21 protein-coding genes are annotated in these 18,088 nt (G+C 66.6%); 6 read left to right on the forward strand and 15 right to left on the reverse strand.

The features are described 5' to 3' along the window. Window positions 1-144 precede the first annotated feature (144 nt). Window positions 145-801 carry a DUF433 domain-containing protein gene (locus tag DFJ65_RS16840; protein WP_115924483.1) on the forward strand — a complete coding sequence of 219 codons (657 nt, stop codon included), beginning with the start codon at window positions 145-147 and terminating at the stop codon, window positions 799-801. After that, a complete protein-coding gene (locus DFJ65_RS16845) occupies window positions 767-1,195 on the forward strand; it encodes a PIN-like domain-containing protein (RefSeq protein WP_115924485.1) in 429 nt (142 codons plus the stop codon). Before DFJ65_RS16840 ends, DFJ65_RS16845 begins: the two co-directional genes overlap by 35 nt. Before the next feature lie 241 nt (window positions 1,196-1,436). Here DFJ65_RS16845 and DFJ65_RS18300 read toward each other — a convergent pair whose 3' ends face one another. The 6 genes from DFJ65_RS18300 to DFJ65_RS16870 all read right to left on the reverse strand — a co-directional run bounded on the left by DFJ65_RS18300 (window position 1,437) and on the right by DFJ65_RS16870 (window position 6,451). Continuing rightward, window positions 1,437-1,562, reverse strand: coding sequence for a hypothetical protein (locus DFJ65_RS18300; RefSeq protein WP_281269897.1), 126 nt, complete (start codon window positions 1,560-1,562; stop codon window positions 1,437-1,439). Window positions 1,563-1,652: 90 nt separating this feature from the next. After that, window positions 1,653-2,411 carry an IS21-like element helper ATPase IstB gene (gene istB / locus DFJ65_RS16850; RefSeq protein ID WP_202945577.1) on the reverse strand — a complete coding sequence of 253 codons (759 nt, stop codon included), beginning with the start codon at window positions 2,409-2,411 and terminating at the stop codon, window positions 1,653-1,655. A gap of 17 nt (window positions 2,412-2,428) precedes the next feature. Next, the gene (gene istA, locus DFJ65_RS16855; RefSeq protein ID WP_245950199.1) at window positions 2,429-4,090 is read right to left on the reverse strand and encodes an IS21 family transposase; all 1,662 of its coding nucleotides are present in this window, start codon (window positions 4,088-4,090) and stop codon (window positions 2,429-2,431) included. A 23-nt stretch (window positions 4,091-4,113) separates the two neighbouring features. Further along, window positions 4,114-4,644, reverse strand: a complete 531-nt coding sequence (locus tag DFJ65_RS16860; RefSeq protein WP_115923186.1) for a DUF1697 domain-containing protein — start codon at window positions 4,642-4,644, stop codon at window positions 4,114-4,116. Beyond that, complete coding sequence (locus DFJ65_RS16865) at window positions 4,641-5,351, reverse strand: alpha/beta fold hydrolase (protein ID WP_115923187.1); 711 nt, start codon at window positions 5,349-5,351, stop codon at window positions 4,641-4,643. The genes DFJ65_RS16860 and DFJ65_RS16865 overlap by 4 nt, the downstream gene beginning before the upstream one ends. Then, window positions 5,348-6,451, reverse strand: coding sequence for an alpha/beta fold hydrolase (locus DFJ65_RS16870; RefSeq protein ID WP_115924487.1), 1,104 nt, complete (start codon window positions 6,449-6,451; stop codon window positions 5,348-5,350). The genes DFJ65_RS16865 and DFJ65_RS16870 overlap by 4 nt, the downstream gene beginning before the upstream one ends. 138 nt (window positions 6,452-6,589) lie before the next feature. On the opposite strand from DFJ65_RS16870, the gene DFJ65_RS18525 reads away from it, so the two are divergent. From DFJ65_RS18525 to DFJ65_RS17610, 4 genes are all read left to right on the forward strand, one after another. After that, window positions 6,590-6,913 carry a MarR family winged helix-turn-helix transcriptional regulator gene (locus DFJ65_RS18525; RefSeq protein ID WP_230083028.1) on the forward strand — a complete coding sequence of 108 codons (324 nt, stop codon included), beginning with the start codon at window positions 6,590-6,592 and terminating at the stop codon, window positions 6,911-6,913. Window positions 6,914-7,056: 143 nt separating this feature from the next. Continuing rightward, entirely contained in the window at window positions 7,057-7,674 is a 618-nt protein-coding gene (locus DFJ65_RS16880) for a hypothetical protein (RefSeq protein ID WP_147301447.1), read from the forward strand. Window positions 7,675-7,732: 58 nt separating this feature from the next. Next, window positions 7,733-8,035: an ArsR/SmtB family transcription factor gene (locus tag DFJ65_RS16885; RefSeq protein ID WP_115924491.1), complete on the forward strand. Its 303-nt coding sequence runs from the start codon at window positions 7,733-7,735 to the stop codon at window positions 8,033-8,035. Between the two features lie 5 nt (window positions 8,036-8,040). After that, a complete protein-coding gene (locus DFJ65_RS17610) occupies window positions 8,041-8,214 on the forward strand; it encodes a hypothetical protein (protein WP_170144165.1) in 174 nt (57 codons plus the stop codon). A gap of 12 nt (window positions 8,215-8,226) precedes the next feature. On the opposite strand, the gene DFJ65_RS16890 is transcribed toward DFJ65_RS17610, so the two are convergent. The 9 genes from DFJ65_RS16890 to DFJ65_RS16925 form a co-directional block, all read right to left on the reverse strand. Further along, window positions 8,227-8,685 carry a GNAT family N-acetyltransferase gene (locus DFJ65_RS16890; RefSeq protein WP_115924493.1) on the reverse strand — a complete coding sequence of 153 codons (459 nt, stop codon included), beginning with the start codon at window positions 8,683-8,685 and terminating at the stop codon, window positions 8,227-8,229. A 1,100-nt stretch (window positions 8,686-9,785) separates the two neighbouring features. After that, window positions 9,786-10,316, reverse strand: coding sequence for a hypothetical protein (locus DFJ65_RS16895; protein WP_115924495.1), 531 nt, complete (start codon window positions 10,314-10,316; stop codon window positions 9,786-9,788). Then, window positions 10,313-11,092 carry a ParA family protein gene (locus tag DFJ65_RS16900; protein WP_115924497.1) on the reverse strand — a complete coding sequence of 260 codons (780 nt, stop codon included), beginning with the start codon at window positions 11,090-11,092 and terminating at the stop codon, window positions 10,313-10,315. Before DFJ65_RS16900 ends, DFJ65_RS16895 begins: the two co-directional genes overlap by 4 nt. A 242-nt stretch (window positions 11,093-11,334) precedes the next feature. Beyond that, a complete protein-coding gene (locus DFJ65_RS17240; RefSeq protein WP_147301448.1) occupies window positions 11,335-11,538 on the reverse strand; it encodes a hypothetical protein in 204 nt (67 codons plus the stop codon). Next, a complete protein-coding gene (locus DFJ65_RS16905) occupies window positions 11,535-12,461 on the reverse strand; it encodes a DUF3560 domain-containing protein (protein ID WP_115924499.1) in 927 nt (308 codons plus the stop codon). The genes DFJ65_RS17240 and DFJ65_RS16905 overlap by 4 nt, the downstream gene beginning before the upstream one ends. Before the next feature lie 405 nt (window positions 12,462-12,866). Next, window positions 12,867-13,784, reverse strand: coding sequence for a DUF4192 family protein (locus tag DFJ65_RS16910; protein ID WP_115924501.1), 918 nt, complete (start codon window positions 13,782-13,784; stop codon window positions 12,867-12,869). A gap of 354 nt (window positions 13,785-14,138) precedes the next feature. Then, window positions 14,139-15,236, reverse strand: coding sequence for an ImmA/IrrE family metallo-endopeptidase (locus DFJ65_RS16915; RefSeq protein ID WP_115924503.1), 1,098 nt, complete (start codon window positions 15,234-15,236; stop codon window positions 14,139-14,141). Between the two features lie 406 nt (window positions 15,237-15,642). Beyond that, on the reverse strand, window positions 15,643-17,064 hold the full coding sequence (locus DFJ65_RS16920; RefSeq protein ID WP_115924505.1) for a ParB/RepB/Spo0J family partition protein: 1,422 nt from the start codon (window positions 17,062-17,064) through the stop codon (window positions 15,643-15,645). Between the two features lie 493 nt (window positions 17,065-17,557). Then, on the reverse strand, window positions 17,558-17,782 hold the full coding sequence (locus tag DFJ65_RS16925) for a hypothetical protein (RefSeq protein WP_115924507.1): 225 nt from the start codon (window positions 17,780-17,782) through the stop codon (window positions 17,558-17,560). Window positions 17,783-18,088 lie beyond the last annotated feature (306 nt).

Raw genomic sequence — 18,088 nt, forward strand, 5'->3', positions numbered from 1 at the left:
GAATGGGGGCGGCGCGGCGGGCCAGCCACCGTCTTGGATGGGGAGTAATGGCCACAGTGGCCTCGGCGAGGTGAGACCCTTGCGCAACACTTTCAGAAAGTGCGTCCGTGTTTGACAGGAATCGATGAGGGATGGGGGTGCCTGGTGATCGACTACACCGAGCCGCGCTTCACGACGCCGATCTGTACCATCCACGACGTTGCTGAGATCGTTCAGATGCCGCTGGAGACGGTCAAAACGTGGGCAGGTCAACGCCACTCCCGGCGGCAGATGATCACCCGACTCCCTCAAGAACACCGCGGGTGGCCCTCGATCCCTCTGGTGGGTCTCGCTGAAGCCAACACCCTGCGTGCCCTTCGAGGCGTTCTGCCGCCGGCCGAGGTAGAGGCCGCAGCCGTGTGGATCCGTGAGCAGTACACGACCCCGTACGCGCTGGCCAACCGTCGGCTCGTGACCGACGGTGCGTTCGCCTACGTGCAGGAGAACGCCCACGAGCTCTACCGCGTCACCACTGACCAGCACGCGTTTGTTGAGGTGCTCAAAGCGCACCTGCGGCCTCTCGTCTTTGACAGCGACGACTACCCCGTCGCATTCGAAGTTCGAGTGCCGGGCGTCGTGATCGATCCTCGGTTCAACGCTGGGCGGATGTCCTTCGAACGCAACCGGGTACCCCTGTTTGCTGTCGTGGGGAGCCTGCAGGGCGGCGATTCCGTGGATGAGGTCATGCAGCAGTACGGGCTGACGTTGCAGGAGGTGGCTGCAGTCGATGAGCATCGCGCCTGGGCGGCCGCGGCCGCGTAAGACCGACCTGGTCGTCCTGGTCGACCGCTGCCTGCCCCCGGAGGTGGCCTACGAGCTCACCAAAATGGAGAACTTCTACGGCATTGCCCTGAAAGACCACTACGGCGACGATATCGCCCAGAACCTCCCGGACGTGACGTTCCTTGAAGAGGCGGGGCAACGGCAGTGGGGTGTACTGACCCAGAACCCGCGCATGTGGCAAGTGCCTGCCGAGCGTGACTGCATCGTCGCCAACGGAACCCGTGTCTTTTCCTTGGACAACCCCAACGCGAACAGGACGTTGAAGGGCATGGTGCTCGGCCGTCATCTGGTCAGGATCCGTCGGCGCATGCGCCGCGAAGATCCATGTTTCTGGCGATTGCGGCTGCAGGACGTTCGCAAAGAACTCGCTTAGCCAACGCCAACGCCAGCTGCCCGATATCTCCTCACCTGGTTCTCCACGATGTCGCACTGCCGCTGGACGTAACTCTCACAGAGTTCGTCTTGGAGGAAACCGACAACTTGGTCCCACGGCGCCGACGCACCCTGCTGCAGGACGTCAATGACCATGCGATGACCCCGTCCAAGGATCCCGACCGCACCGGGTGGATGACGTCGTCAACATCCCGACAGGAAGCTCGCGGGCCGTGGGCGACTCAGGCCACCGCCCTCGTGGTGAACATCGCCTCGAGGCCGCTGTTGGCGAACTGTGCCGTTTTAAGGTGAGTCGCATGTCCGTGGTCGAGGAGCAGGTCGTTGGCTTCGGAGGTTTCGTTCGACACCACTTGTAGGCGAGTTCTGACACCGAGGAGACGTGATCTGGGCCGGCGATGGTGGTCTCGGTCGACACCGCTTCTCGCACATGGCGGCGGTCAGGTCGTGCGCTGTTTTGCGGCTTGGGCCAGACGGTAGGAGTCGGTGCCGGTCTCGAGGATGGTGCCGCCGAAGGTGAGTCGGTCGACGATGGCAGCGCACAGCCTGGGGTCGGTAAAGGTCTTGGTCCAGCCGCCGAAGGACTCGTTGGACGCGATCGCGACAGAGGCCTTCTCCTCGCGCTCGGTGAGGACCTGGAACAACAGCTCGGCCCCGCGCCGGTCGAGTTGCATGTATCCGAGTTCGTCGATGCAGAGCAGGTCGACGCGTCCGTAGCGGGCGATGGTCTTGGCGAGTGTCATCTCGTCGGCGGCCTCGACGAGCTCGTTGGCGAGATGGGTGGCCAGGGTGTACTTGACCCGGTAGCCGGCCATGGCGGCCTCTGTGCCGAGCGCGATGAGCAGGTGAGATTTGCCGGTGCCGGAGTCGCCGATCAGACACAGCGGTTGCCCCTTCTGGACCCATTCGCACTTGGCGAGGGTGTGGATCACGGCGGGGTCGATGTTGGGGTTGGCGTCGAAGTCGAAGGCCCGCAGGGACTTCTCGCGGGGGAACTTGGCGGCCTTGATCCGACGCTCGGACCGGCGTCGTGCACGGTCGTCACACTCGGCGAGCAGTAGTTCGGCGAGGTATCCGCGGTAGGACATCTGCTCGTGCCCGGCCCGGTCGGCGTAGTCGGTGAAGGAGCTGCGGATGGTGGGCATCCTCAGCATCCGGCACGCCTGGTCGATCGCGGCGTCGGCTGCTTCCTCGGTCATCCCTCGGCGCTTGGTGGTCACGGTGCGGCTCCTTCGTTCGGCGGGTCACGGCGGCAGGCCAGCAGCTGGTCGTACTTGTCCACGCTCGGCAGCGGCCGAGTGTCGGTCGGGATGTGGGCGCGAAGCCGGCGCTCGGTCAGCGATCGCACGGCAGGGGTCTCGCCTTCACCGCGTGCCCTGTCGCCGCCCAAGTGGGTCGGGTGGTGACCTGTCTTGTCGTCGGCTCCGCCATCTTCCGTCTCGTTGTGCTTGCGCGCTTCAAGTGCGACAGCGTCCGCGGTGAGCGCGCCTGCGCGCAGCGCTGTCGCGAGCCCGGCGACGACGTGTTCGTGGGGAAGGTGCCGGTGCAGCATCAGGACCTCGATCAGCGCCCGGGTGCCGTCGGCGTCACCGTGGGCCTTGCAGGCCGCGGCCCACCAGGCGTCGTGAACGGGAGTGAACCTCCCCGATGCCCTGGCCTGTTCCAGCGCTGTCGCGCCGGGTAGCGCGCCGGGTTTGCGGAGGAGGACCTCGAGGTAGTGGTCCAGGTCGACCCGGGTCGAGCCCTTGGTCATTAGGCGCTCGTGGCGGGCGATTTCGGTCTTGCCGTCGAACACGACCAGGTCGCTGGCGTTGAGCAGCACTCGGGCTTGACGGCCGACCATGCGGGCGGGGACGGAGTATTTGTTCATCCGAACGGCGATCTGGGCGTACCTGTCGACGCGTGGGGTGAACCAGCGGCCGGTCTCGAACGACTCGTTGGGCAGTGGCGCGAGCAGAGGCTGCTCGGTGGCGAAGTGTTCCCCGACCGTGCGGGCGCGGGATCCGATCCGCCGGCTGTCGTCGGCTTCGTCCCAGACGTCGACCATGGCGTTGAGCTCGGCGACGGAGTGGACTTCTGGGATGGGGACCAGGTGGTTGCGTCGGAACCAGCCGATCTGCCCCTCGACGCCGCCCTTCTCGTGAGCGCCTTGGATGCCGGGCTGGCAGTAGAAGGCCTCGATGCCGTAGTGGGAGCGGAACGCGGTCCACCGGTCGGCCTCGACCCGCTGGCGGGAGAACCCGATCACGCTCGCGACGGCGGCCTTGAGGTTGTCGTAGCGGATCTTCCCGGTCGGGACGCCCCCGAGGGCTCGGAACGCGTGCGTGTGGCCCTCGAAGAAGGCTTCCTGCCCGGCGGACGCACTGATCCGGTGCACGGCCTTGCCGGAGTATGAGAGTCGCAGGCTGAACAACGTGCAGGTGACCAGTTCGCCGCGCAGCCGGATCGCGACCTCGCCGAAGTCGACCTCGGCCTCGCGGCCTGGCAGGTGCTCCTGCGGAATGTACGTGTTCGCGGGTTCCCGGCCCGCTTCGATCCGGATCTCGCGGCGTCTCGTGGCGACATACTCGCGCACCATCCAGTAGGACACGTCGGTGGTGTGGTGCTCATCCTGGAGCCGGTCGAAGATCCGCTTCGCGGTGTGCCGCTGCTTGCGAGGCGCGTCCAGGTCCGCCCGCAGCCAGTCATCGATGACGCCTCGGTACTGGTCCAGACGTGACCCGCGCTTCGGAGGTGGCTTCCGCTCCTTCGGCCAGGCCGACTCCAGTGCGGCGACCACGGTCCGGTAGCCGACGCCGTGCTGGCGTTGCAGCGCACGATTCGAAACCCCCGCGCGGGCGTCGCGCCGAATCGCCGCATACAACTCGACTCGATTCACTGCCGGCATCCGCGATGGCGGCTTCAGTGGGTGCTGGCCGAAATTGTCGCGAGAAGCCGCTGCATCGTCGCTACGGTCCGCGTCGTGACCGGCACGGACAGCAGTTGCTCGAGGCACCCGGTGACGTTGCCTGCGGTCTGGCGCGGCTTCCAGCAGACGCTGTGGGCGCAGTCGGGCCCCATGGCGCGGATCTCTACGAGGCCATCTGGGCTTCGGAACGGTAAGCGGACAGTCGGGAACTGGCGCACGTCAAAGAACGAGATCATCGAGCGATAGACACCTTCCCCGGGATCTACCGGAGGCACATCCTCTACCGCGCGCCGAATTTGCTCCAGCGCCCGGATGACAACAGTTGGCTGATACCCGGTGGCCCGCAATCTGATGATCGCCGCGGCCGAGGCATTCTCCGGATCCATGGCCTCGAAAACGACCGTGCCGTTGCTTTGGAAGCTGCGGGCGACCGCCGGGCCGCCGAACGCCTCGACGAGTTCATCACCAGTGGGACTGCCTGGGTGGCCGAGGTTGACGTTGCGGAACAAGGCGACGGTGATCATGATGTGGCCAGCTCCATGGTGACGCACGCTGTCTCCGCCGGGTGGGTGATCATCGGCCAGTGGCCGGCGTCGAGCGTGCGGTAGCTCCATCCGAGCTTCTCCGCTGACACCTCGGCGACTGGAGGACTGGTCCGGAGGCAGCGAACGTACGCTACGGGCACGCCGGCTGCGCTCAGTGGCTCGTTGATCGCAGGTTGCGTGTAGGTGCCGATCGGCTGCGCGGTCAGATGCTGCTGCATCCACGCGAAGTCGGCGTCACCGATCCCGTTGTCCGGGTAGAGCTGGTCGAGCTGATCCCGGGAGAACCACGGGATCGCCCCGTCGTTGGCCAGGCTCGTCATGAACCCGGCGACCTCGGCCCCCATCACGTCGAACCACGACCTGCCCGGCTGCGGCAGAACGGCATCGATGAAGATGAGTCGGCGGATGCTCTGTGGTCGTCTTTCGAGCACTCCTGCCGCGACGTAGCCGGCGAATGAGTGAGCGACGAGAGTGGCATCCGCTTGGTCGCTGAGGGCTTCGTCGATGTCCTCGATCCAGTTATCCAGACTGACGGCGTTCGCGGGCGTCGCGTCATCGCCCGTCGTGCGTAGTTGCGGCGTGATGGTGTGGAATCCGTGGTCGTGCAGGATCGGTCTGACGCGTTCCCAGGCCCAAGGACCAAGGCCGCTACCTCCGATGAGGACGATGGGGCTGCTTGCGGTCATGTGTCTGCTCCTATGCGGTTCATGAAGTCGGTCAGGTCGTCGACGAGCTCGGCGGGCGAATCGAGTGAGGCGACGTGGCCACCGCTGTCGTGTGAGTACCAGGCCACGAGGTTGTTCGCTCGGGACGACACCGAGCGGGCGGCGAAGTCTCCATGACCGAAAACGCTCACTGCGGTCGGCACGCCCCCGGCCGCGGCATCCACGTCCGGAGCGTCCATCGAATAGATCCGCATGCTGGTGCCGGCACTCGCTGTCAGCCAGTAGAGAGTCGCGTTGGCCACGATGAAGTCGGTTCCTAGGCCGAAGTCGTCCCCCAGTGGGGCCTGCCAAAGCTGGTACTTGTCAAGCTGCCAGGCGAGCAGCCCTACGGGAGAGTCCGACAACGCGAATGCCAGCGAGTCCGGTCGGCGACTCTGCAGCTGAAGGTATCCGCCGCCGTCGACGGCGAACCTCTGCAGCCTGCTCCAAGCAGGCTCGTCGTCCGCGCTCTCGGCCATGAAGCCTCGTAGCCCTGCGCTCACGTGGACACCGATAACCCGCTCGGGTTCGACTGCGGCGATGGCTCGAGCGACGACGGACCCCCAGTCCTGTCCATGGACGAGGAACCGGTGGTGGCCCATCGCCCGCATGGCATCAGCCAGTGCGCGCGCTGAGTCGGTGATCGACCAGGAACCTGGTGGCAAAGTCGAGGTGCCGAACCCGGGAAGGGAAGCAAGCACGATCTCGGAGGCGAGAGTCCGGAGAGGCTCGATCACACGGTGGAAGGCGAGGAAAGAGGTGGGCCAGCCGTGCAGAAGCAACATTGGCACGCACCCTGATCCGCGGACCCTGACGGCATGGACGCGGGTGCCCGCGATCCTGAAGTCGACGTGCTCACCCAATCCGTCGTGGCTCTTCTGCTGAAGCCAGTGGTCCCACTCAGTCGCATAGTGCTCCACGATCGACGGCGCAAGACCGCGCGCCCCCTCGCCCAACGATGGCAGCACCGGCCACCGCGTCTGACTCAAGCGGCTACGGAGCGACTCGAAACCCGCATCGGCCCCGAGTGCACCCACGAGAAGTTGGTAGCATGCTGTCACATTGCCAAACCCTAGGCACATGACAGTCTGCTGTCAAAGGAGAGTTGCGTGAACCCCGACGCCGACGCGGCACTGCATGCCATCTTCGAGGTCAATCGGCTCCTGCGCGACGCCGGGGAGCGAGTGTCCGCGGCGGCAAGTCAAACACATTCCCGGCGCATGGTCCTCCAAGCCGGCGATCGCGCCACCGTCCCGGACATCGCCCGCCGGCTCGGGCTCCAGCGGCAGAGCGTTCAGCGCGTCGCCGACGAACTCGTAGCAGACGGTCTTGCGCGCTACGAGGACAACCCACGCCACCAGCGGTCCCGACTCCTCGTCACGACGGCAGCCGGAAAGAGCGCACTCGCGGCGATCCAGAGCGCTCACCGCGCGTGGGTCGCGGAAGTGGTAGCCACAGTCGGCGAGCTCGACTGGGAACGCCTCAACGGTGACCTTGGCCGCATCGCGCAGGCCGTTGGGCACCACGCACGGCAGCCTGGCTAAGTCACGGCATGCACGGCCAAGCATCTGTGCTGGCGTCTGGTGGTGTCGACTCTCGCCAACATGCTGACCCGATGGATCCTCGTCGGTGCTCGAACTCGCCTACAACTGGTGTCGAACGGAACCTCCCAAGCCAGGTCGTGATCGTGCACGCGCTGATCGGCCGTGTGATGAGCCAGGCCGACCACGCGCCGCGAGGCACGAACATCGCGCTGCGGTGTTGGGAGATCCGCAACGAGCTCGAGGCCTTCGGCGCCGGCGACGACCCGGACGTGCTTGCGAATAAGCACGACGACCGCCCGATGGGCGAGCTACTCGAGGCTTCCGTGGCCGGGCTCGGCACCGGTCGAGGGCCCGACGCCCAGGCATTGGAGGGGTTCATCCGTGGTGAGCACGTCACCGAAACGTTCAGTGACCAGGTGCGGACTGTGGTCGGTTGGGAGCAGATCGCGGTCAGTGCCCGGTTGCTGATGAGCACCCTGTCGCGGCCGTATCCGGTCGAGGCCGCCGCTGCCGGGCAGCGTGGCCGGTGGGTGCCCCTGCCTGCGGACTCGCCGCCGGCCCAGGCCCTCCTCGATTCGACTGCGGCCGCTCACCGTGCGTCGGGCGAGATGGTCGCGATGGTCCGGGCTCGGGACATGCATGCTCACAACTTCCCGAACACGCGAGCCTTCGGACAGGGCACCTCAACCGACGCATCGGCTATGCCGACTGTCCTCGGCATGGAGGCCGCGCGCGAACCTGGTCATGGGCTTAGCCGCTGACGGAGCGGTCCCCCGTCGCCGCACGGCTGGACGTCCCCCGGTACAGAAGTTGGATGGGATGGCGCTGCCGTTGGCAGAGCGGATTCGGGTGGCAGCGGATCTACGGCCAGCCGCGCAAGTGTTCGCCGCGTTGGGCAACGTCGTCAGGTTGGAAATCGTGAAGGTGCTGTCCGAGCAAGGCCCGATGACCGCCGCCGAGCTGCGGGTCGCGATGTCAGCCGGCGACATCAGCCCACACCTGAGGCTGCTGATCGAGGCGGGGATCATCGAGCGGGCCGGCCACCGGAAAGGCTCCGGGGCACCGATCATCTTCGCCCTGGTCGACGATGCCCTCAATGCGATCATCTTCCTGCTGCGCTGAGGTCCGTGCGTACGCCGTTGCGAACTGGGCGCGACCACGCCGCCCTCGCATTCGTGCTGTCCACTCTCGGCCACCCCACCCGCCTCGAGGTCGTGCAGTGGCTCCTGTTGCGTGGCCCGTTGTCGGTCCGCGGCCTGCGCGAGTTCATGACTGGTGACATCACTGGGGCTCCAGCGTGACCGGTCACCGGCCTACAGCGGCAACGTCATGAACACGCTATTGGGATCCGCCGCATAGGAACCGAACGGTGCACAGTCAGTGAACCCCGCCTTGCGATAGAACGCCCGCGCGGGAGCGAAGAACTCCATGCTCCCCGTCTCCAACGACACCCTGCCGACGCCGCGCGATCGAGCATTTCGCAAAGCGTGGTCCAACAACTGCGAGGCGATGCCCTCGCCCCGACGCGCTGGCGCGGTCCGCATGCTCTTCAACTCTTCATGCCCCACAGTCAACTCAGCCAGAGCGACTGTTCCCACCACTGCACCCGAGTCACGAGCAACCCACAACCGCACACCCGGTCCCTGAAGTGAACTGAGGTCGAGTGCGTGCCGACTCTCCACAGGAGCAGTCGGAGCCAGGTCATCCAGGTGCTCCTGCAGGAACATCACAAGCTGCTCATCCTCGAAATCAGGCTCCGCGATATCGATCATGTCCCAATCAAACCGGGTCCAAGTCAAACCGTCACACCGGGGCCGAACCCAGTTGACATAGCCAGAACCGGTGGGGCGAGAGAAGCGCACGGGTGGACCGATGGTCAACGCACTACTGCCCGGGGTGATCGACAAGGTGGCATCCCTCCTGTCCGCCAGCCCGACCGGCCAGTAGACCCGGTTGCGACCCGGCGCGTTCTGACCGGGCGCAGTAGCTTCGCCCCTTGAGAGTGAGGGTGTGTTGTTGGCGAGTTGGGAATCACCCTTTGGGGCGTATCTCCCGTTCTCCCTGGCCTCTTGGACCGAACAGCGACAGTCGGAGGTGTGGAGAATGACCCACCCTCGCGGTTAGAGTCCGTATTGCCTCCCCTTCTCCAGGGCCACCTATGACCTAGCGCGGTGACGCCGGGCCACAAGGCTCGGGCCGCGTGATGGAGAAAGGTAGGTACGAAGATGGTTGAGAGACCAGATTCGGGCGATGCCCCTGAGGAGACGAAGGCGGCGGAGCAGAGCAACGAAAAGGGACCCTCCACCTCGGTAAAGGTCGGGTCCCTAGTCGTGAACACTGCCGCCGCGGCGGCATCGCATGAGGTGGGGTCGTGGCTAGGCCATGAACTCATCTCGTGGGTGATCCAGCTTTTTAGCTGAGCCACCCGGCGGGGCGTCCCTCTGGCCAGGGGCGTCCCGTCTGTTTGTGCGGAGCTGATGCTTGCGCGTCAACTCGTAGCCCACACCGTAGCACCCAGATTCCTGGGTCAATAACCCGTTCTGAGACGAAATTTTTCACGGTATCCCCCGGCCCGGGGCGCTGTTCGGGTCGCTGCACCCCTCTCCGATCTTGGCCTGACTCGAACTATGGGGCGCCAGTGCCGATGGGCGGGAAGGTGTCGTTCTCGGTGAACGTCACGTCGATCACGAGGCGCGGCTTGTGTTGGCAGACGCAGTGCCGCAGCGGGTATTCCCGCTGAGCTACGTGGTCGATGCAGTCTTCGGGCTGGTGTGGTTCCTGGCAGGGCTGACAGATCATGCCGGTGGTTCCTTTCGGTTGGTGAGTGGTACCCCATGTATGTCTCGTATGGCGTGTATGTCGCGTATGCGTTCTAGATGCTGAGGTCTCCCCCGTTGCGGCTCGATGCTGCGTTAATGGCGTGCATGACGGCATGAGTGACGAAGGTGCCGCGCCCCTCGCGATGGCCGGTGAGTTCATCGGCTCGCATCGCGTCCTCGAGCGCGATCCGCGCCCCTTCGGGCAGCCGGAACTTCCGCGGCCGTGAGGCGCCCGCGGTCGCCGGCGGCAACGTCAGGCTCTTTCGCTCCTGAGCTCGCCGGCTCGGTGACAACCGTGCCCACATTTGGACGGCCACGGCGACCCACCCGTTGAAGGAGGTGGGCGTGGACTTCGCGTCGTGCACGCGGTCGACCAGGTGCGCGGCCTTGGCCCGGTTCATCGTCTCGTCACTCCAGCGGGTACTGAAGTCCAGGCCGACCGCTGCGGCCGACGTCGCCCGTCGAGCCGCCGCCCCAGAACGGGTGCGCGGGGTGGTTGCGGTGTTCGATGCCGTGGGCTCGATGTCGTCGTCGAGGCCGCTGTGCTTGACGTCCGCGAAGGGGCGGGGTTGGCGGCGGTTCATGAGTTTGCTCCTGCTCGGATGATGGTGCCGATGGCTTCGATGTAGTCCTGACTGGCCCGCGTTGTGGGTGCGTGGATCGTCACCGGCCGGCCTGGGCGTCGGGGTGACCGGTACGCCTCGCGGACTTTCACGTCTTCCCGGATGGGTGTGGTGAGACGGTCGCCGTAGGTCTGTTGCAGCTCCTCGAGGATCTCCCGGGCCATCACTCCCCCGGTACGAAAACGTGTCGGGACAACCCAGTCGATGCGGGCGCCGGGTCGCATCCGTCGGCCGACCTTGGTCCGCAGGACTTCCTCCAGACGGTTGAGCTGCTCCAGGGCCTCGCGCTCCATGCTCACCGGTGCGATCACGATGTCGGCTGCGACGAGGGCTGTGATGGTGACACCGGCCAGGGATGGCGGAGTGTCGATCACGACATCGCTCCACGGTTCGGTTCCGCCGCGTAGGTAGTCCCGTAGACCGGTGGCCAGGTCGGGGACGTCCTGGACGGTGAGGTCGCTGAGCTTGTGTGTGCCGACGATGATGCTGGTGCCTGGGATGGTGGGCGAGTCGGTGGCGGCGTCCTGCAAGGTCGCTTCACCCTCCAACAGCTCCGCCGTGTGCCCGTAGATCGTGGTTTCGTCGACGACGCCGGCCCAGCTGGTGAAGTTGCCCTGCTGGTCTAAGTCCAGGCCGATCGGCTTACGGCCGGCGCGGGCCAGGCCCGCCAGGAGTTCGCCGGCCACGCTCGACTTGCCCACTCCCCCCTTGCCGCCAGCCACCGTGTAGATCGTCATGAGGTCGCCTCGCCTGATCGTTCAGCCATGGTGCCCTCTCCTTTGGTTGGTCATTGCCGATGTATGTAGTGTATGGCATGTATTTGGTGTATGTCATCATTTTGCCTAGGTCGTGTCGATCCAGCTCGACCGTTGGCCGCGCAAGGCCGCCTTCTAGACTTGGGGCACCCTTTTGGTTTGGTACCCCGAAGGTGTCGCGGCCCCGGGTCTTCGGACCCGGGGCCGCTCTCACTTCCTCATCCTCAGGTGGTCCCGGAGCGCACTTCCTGGAAGCCGGTCTGGCCGCGGGTGAGTCCGCAGCTGGGGCACCGCCGAACCGCGTCTGCTTCCTTGATGCTCAGGTGGGGGCTGGTCCAGCCGCACCACTCACAGATCGCGTTCCGCCCCGTGCTGTGGGTGGTGATCAGGACTGCGTATCCGTTGACCCGGACCGTGTTGGGGCTCATGATTGCTTCCCCTGGGCGCCGCGGTGGTCGGTGACTTTGTGCCAGGGGCATCGGTCGGTCCAGCTGTACTCGGTCTCGACCGTGACCGTCTTGGGGTTCGCGCGTACGACGGTGCGCCAGATGCCGGAGATCATGACCTGATCGCCGGCCTTGACGGTGGCCGGGCTGTAGTCGCCAGCTTCCCCCTCGGCCAGTTGCTGGCTGCTGACGCCCTGCCAAAACTCGAGCTCGTTCGACAAGTGCGCGATGGCTTCGGTAAGGCGCAGCCCTGCACCCTGCTCTACTCCTCCCCCGCTGGCACGATGAAGGGCGAGGCTGCGCTGATGTTTGCGCAAGTCGGCAGCCAGTCGCTCGACGCGGTTACCGACCGTAATCGGGTTGTTGCGTCCTTCGGTAGCCGCGGCGGCCTGGCTTGCTTGTCGGGCGAGCTCTGCAGCCCTCTCCCCTTCGCTGATGGCCTTGCCCATGCCGCAGTGGATCCGCTCCTGGTCGCGCTCAGCTTTCGCTTGAGAGTGATGGCCGAGAAGGATGGGCTGACCCAGCGGGATCCGGTCGGTGATGGCCTGCACGCCCTCCCAGGCATTCGTGGCGGCTTGTTCGTGGGTGGCCGCTCGAGCGGTCAGTTCGGCGGCGCGTTCCTCGCTGCGTGCTTGGCGGTCACGCTCGGCGTCACCCTCGGAGCGCGGAGCCGCGTCTACGGCGACTTCCACATCGAAACCCTCGGCGACCAACGCCGCGGCAGTTCGCTCGATGACCCACCGCTTGGGTGCGCGGTCGCGGCTGTACGGCACAAACCAAGCACTGATGCTGCGGCCCCACCGCCAGCCATTGCTTTTGAGGATGGCCGCGGTGCCGTCGCCTCGCTCGGTGCCGTCGATGAGAGTGCCCTCGGCGGATGTATGGGTGATGATCAGGTCGACCATGACAGGCCTTTCGGTTGGTGGTGGGTGGTACCCCGTGTGTTGATGTATTAAGTGTATGGCATGTATGGCATGTATTGAAGTGTTTTGCCTGATTTGTTTGGGACTTCTCACATGGTGGACAGGAGTTTGAGCGGCCAGAAATCGGCCGGACCCCCTCCTCAAAGCTCTTGAGCGCGGCCGAAGGCCGCTCCGTCGTCAGTCGGGTCGGGCAAACAGGGCGCGGAGCTTGCGGAGCGCACGCCCGACCCTCGACTGACAGGGCACCGGGTCGGCGCAGCCGACGCCGCTAAACGGCTGCGCAGCAGCCGCCGGCCCGCCCCGGGACGCTTTTCCCCGGGGCGGGCCGGCGCCGATGTAGCCCCGGGCCTGCGGGTGGCAGACCCGGGGCGTATGGCGTGTATGGGCCTAGAAGCTCAGTCCGAGGGAGATTGCTCGGCTTGCGAGGGCGGCGAGGCTGTAGGTGGGGTCGTCCGCGTGAGCGGCGCTGAGAGCGGTTTGGGTGATCGCGGCCGGCACGGTGTTGCCGCTGCTGTGGGCGATGATCCCGGCCATCGTCCAAAAGACTGCTCGGTGCCCTGGGGCCATGCGTGCTCCGGCTTTGCGGAGCTCGTCGACGATCACGGGGTAGCCGACCTGGCCCGCGACCTCGACCAGCGTGGACGACAGGGACGCGAACCCTTTGCCCGACTCGGCCAGGAGCGTGTCGCGCAGCGTCTTGTCCTGCAACGCGGTGGCGAGTTCGGCGAGTTCGACATCGGCGGCGTTCTTGCCCGCGATGAGCAGCAGGAAGGTTGCGACGGCGTCGACTCGGTTGGCCGACTCGGCCGGGGTGATCGAGCCGTGGCCGGTCCAAGCGGCGCGCAGTTCATCCGGGGTGACGGGTGCGCCGGTCTGCACGCGGGCGCGCACCACGAACGGGTCGTCGGTGCCGGGAAGTTGCCCGGTCTTGCCCGTGGCGCAGTCTCGCAGCTCGTTGCCGGTGACGATGAATGCTCCGGTGTCGACGCCGGTCGTCAGGGCCGCTTCGCGCATGGCTTCGGCCTGGGCGTCGCTATCCCCCGCCGCATTCCACACGGTGACGATGAGTCGGTGAATGTCGGCGCGAGTGCGGAACACGTCGATGGTCGACAGGGTCATCTCGGCCAGCTGGTCGATGCCGTCCAGCTTGGCCAGGTCGAGGCGGGCGGTCCCGACCAGGACGTTCCCGCCCTCGACTCCGGCCAGGGTGACGACGTTCTCGAGAGTGACGCCGAACATCGCGGGCTGGGCTGCGATCAGCGATGCGGCTGCCACGGTCAGAACGTTGGGCTTGTTGTCGGTCATTGGTGTGCCTTTCGGTTGGTGTGGGTGGTACCCCGTTGTGTTGATGTATTAAGTGTATGGCATGTATGGCATGTATTGAAGTGTTTTGCCCGATTTGTTTGGGACTTCTCACATGGTGGACAGGAGTTTGAGCGGCCAGAAATCGGCCGGACCCCCTCCTCAAAGCTCTTGAGCGCGGCCGAAGGCCGCTCCGTCGTCAGTCGGGTCGGGCAAACAGGGCGCGGAGCTTGCGGAGCGCACGCCCGACCCTCGACTGACAGGGCACCGGGTCGGCGCAGCCGACGCCGCTAAACGGCTGCGCAGCAGCCGCCGGCCCGTCCGGGACGCTTTACCCCGGACGGGCCGGCGCGGCGACTAGGCCGCCTGGAGTAGGTCGGCGGCAATCTCCGCGACGGGCTCTCCGGCCTTGGCGCGCTTCCAGGCTTCGCCCTTGGGCTCGAGTCCAGCCGCGCGCAGCTGCTCGGCCAACGCCTTGTTGTCGGCCTTCGCGTCGGCCCGGTCGGCCTTGGGGGAGCGGGCAACGGTGACGTTCTCGGCTCCGAGGGCGACGGCTGCGACAGCGTCCAGGACGTGGCACGAGCGTTCATAGGCGACGGCGACCCGCTGAGCGCTGCGTGCCCATTCGGCCATGTAGCGGGCAGCGCTTCGGGCGTGCTGCCCCTGGCCGAACGCGACGAGCAGACCATAGGCGACGGCTTCGGCTTCGGCCTCCATGTCGCCGCGGTGCTCTCCGGCGTAGGGGCGGTCATCGTCCGCGCCGTGCAGGAGCGCGTGGGCGATTTCGTGGGCCAGGGTCTCGACGGCCGCCCATTCGGTCAGGCCCCCGTGAACGACAATCTGCCGGGTGGCGTGGATGGTGTAGCCACCCTCGACCATCTCGGTGCCGCTGCGGTCCACGGTCCAGCCCTGGCCGGTGATCCACGCGGCGAGCCGATCGAAGATTTCGCGGGCCTCACCTTCGGGAAGCTCGGGGGCGGTGAACTCGGCCTCTCCGGTCTGCCCCTGGTCGTTGACCACATCGGCCGCGCAGTAGGTCCGCTCGACCCGGAAGACGCGGCGCTGCCGCGCTCCGGGGGTGCCCTGGGGGACCTTCTCGCCGGTCGCAGGGTCCAGCCACAGCATCAGCGGGCGGGACCAGATCGCCAGCGGTGCGCCGGTCGGGGCGTATCCGCGCCGCGCCCAGACGTACCGGGGCGCGATTTCCTGCGACGCGGCGTGCATCGCGGCCGCGAACGCCTCCCGGGAACTGCGCCCGTCGCGGGCGAAACGGCCCACGAGCTGAGCGAGGATCAACGCCTGGTTGGTGGGGGAGTAGGCCGGGTGTCCGCTGCGCAACCGCAGCGCACGGGCAGCCATCGCCGCAGGCCAGCCCGTCGGGTTCTCGATGAACGCGTTCACCTGGTCGACCAGTTCGGCGCGGTTCGCCTGGTGGTCGATTTGCTGCTTGGTCATGACAGGCCTTTCGGTTGGTGGTGGGTGGTACCCCGTTGTGTTGATGTATTAAGTGTATGGCATGTATGGCATGTATTGAAGTGTTTTGCCTGATTTGTTTGGGACTTCTCACATGGTGGACAGGAGTTTGAGCGGCCAGAAATCGGCCGGACCCCCTCCTCAAAGCTCTTGAGCGCGGCCGAAGGCCGCTCCGTCGTCAGTCGGGTCGGGCAAACAGGGCGCGGAGCTTGCGGAGCGCACGCCCGACCCTCGACTGACAGGGCACCGGGTCGGCGCAGCCGACGCCGCTAAACGGCTGCGCAGCAGCCGCCGGCCCGCCCCGGGACGCTTTTCCCCGGGGCGGGCCGGCGCCGATGTAGCCCCGGGCCTGCGGGTGGCAGACCCGGGGCGTATGGCGTGTATGGGCCTACTGGCTGTCCTGCTGCTTCTTGCTGCGCTTGGCCGGTTTGACCCCGGCGGCGCGTTCCTCAACGGGGGAGAGGGTGTATCCCTGGTCGGCGAGGAAGGTGAGGTACCGGGCGGTGTGCTTGCTGACCTCGCGCCAGGAGTGGGTTCCAGTCGCGGATTCGGCGGCGGCGAGGGCGTAGCCGAGGGCGAGGACGGTGGCGCGGCCTTCGGTCGCCTTGTCGGCTGCGGCCTGCGCTCCGTCGTCGGCGTAGCCGCCTCGGTGGCCGATGAAGGACTCGACGATCGACCGGTCGACCTGGTTCAGGCCGTACGAGTCGTAGAACATCGCAGTCGCGATGAACGCGGCGGCGCCCTTGGGCGCGGTCTTGCGGGTCAGGAACTTGGTCACCCATTCCCGGCGTACGACCTCGGCGGACCTCCACGCCTTGTTCGACTCGATCACGTCGCGGCGTTCGGCCTTGGCAGCTTCCCGCTCGGTCTCGGTCATCTCAGCGGCGGGCTTCTTAGTGGAACTGCTTCCGTAGCGATCCTGGTGGCCATGCTTGCGCCAGTCGGTGCATACGTAGACCGGCTCGACCAGGTCGTCCCCGTAGGCGCGGACGATGTAGGCGGCGTGCCCCTCGCAGGCGGCGTGCTCCTCGGTGCCCATGCCGCCCTTGTCGGTTCCTTTCAGGTGGCTCAGCTGGGCGGGCTTGCGGTCGTCGTACTCGGGGCGGTCGATCACGGTCACCTGCTGGGCGGTGAGCGCGTCGATGAGCAGGGCGCGGGCCTGCGCTTCGGCGCGTTCATCGAGGATGCGCTGCAGGGTGTGGTCGAACTGGCCCTGGGGGAGCGCGTCGAGCAGGCGCTTCACGGCGGCGGGGTCGTCTTCGACCTGCGCCAGCCCTGCGGCCTGGTCGAGCGTGAGGGCCGTGTGGGCGCTGAGCGCTTCACGAGCCGGTTCGGACGCGGACGCGGCCAGACCTGCATCGACCTGGGCGCGCTTGTGGCCGGTGCGCTTGGCGATCTGCGCCGCCGACAGTCCGAACGCCGACAACTGCTCGAACGCGGCCGCGTGCTCCCCAGCGGTCAAACCGGCGCGGTGGTCATTGGCCGCGAGCTGGTCGATGATGCGGTCGGCATCCTCCGGGGTGGGGGAGACGTACGCGGGAATGGTGCTGAGGCCGAGTTCAGCGGCGGCGAGAGTGCGGCGCTGCCCGTCAACGGCAACGATCGCGCCGTCTGCGTCCCGGTACGCCCGGATGGGCAGCAGGACGCCGCGGTCCCGGATCGAGGCGATGAACGCCCGGTCCAGCCGCGCATCGAGACGGACGTTCGTGCCGATGTTGATGCTGCGCGGGTCGACCTCGACCAGCGCAGTGGCCGCGTTCGGTTCGGTGGTCGATCCGGTGGTCGGTTCGGTGGTCTGCTGGTTGGTCATGGTGTGCCTTTCGGTTGGTGTGGGTGGTACCCCGTTGTGTTGATGTATTAAGTGTATGGCATGTATGGCATGTATTGAAGTGTTTTGGCTGCTTTGTTTGGGACTTCTCACATGGTGGACGGGAGATTTGAGCGGCCCGGAAATGGGCCGGACCCCCTCCTTGAGGCAGCGGCCGCGTAGCGGCCTCCTGCTCTACCGCCGGGCGATCCGACGGCGGCCCGCGTGGGGCGACCCTGCCAGACACCGGGAGGGTGGGCTGTCAAGGCCGGCCGCAGGCCGTCGCGCAAGCGATCGGAGCGCAGCGGAGAGCCTTGACAGGTCGGGTTCCCGCGGTGTCTGGCTGGGAGAGCCCTGCGCGTGCCATACCCGACCACGCTGGAAGCCGACTCCGGGCGGGTCGGCCGATCAGAGGCCGAAGGCCGCGGCCGACCCGCTGAACACAGTCACGCCCCCGAAGGGCGTGTCCGGGCCTGCGGTCTGTCGGTCGGATTCGCTACTGGAGCAGATCGATCAGTGTGCTGGCTGCTGCGATCGCCTTCGCGATCGCAGCAGCAGTGGTGATGGCGCGACCGGCCTTCACCGCTCGTCGTCGCCACCGGCGCGACCGGCCCTGCACCTCGACGTTGCGTTCGTCGGCCTGGTGCGCGTCGTGGGAGTCGCGCTGGCATTGGCGGCAGTCGCGTGCGTCATCGTTGTTCGGATCAGCTTGCTTGGTCACGGCCTTGGGCCCCTTTCGTGTCGTCCTTCTACGAGGGACAGGTGCGCCGGCGGCCGCGAATGTGACCTTTGGCCGCCGACTTTTCCTGTCTCACTTCTTCGGTCGTGGCGACGTGGCCCCTGACAGGAAGGCGAAGAAATTAGAACGTGTGTTCGATACTGTGGGGTTGGTGGGGCAGTCTCGATCCGAACGAACGTGGCGGACTCCGGCCTCGACTCGGCACGTGTGGGTCGCCGGCGGTAAGGGGCACTTCGGCCCGGCGGCGCATCCGCTCGAGCCGCCCGTGCAGGGGTTACTCGCGTGCTG

Source organism: Calidifontibacter indicus, from assembly GCF_003386865.1.
GTDB classification, from domain to species: domain Bacteria; phylum Actinomycetota; class Actinomycetes; order Actinomycetales; family Dermatophilaceae; genus Yimella; species Yimella indica.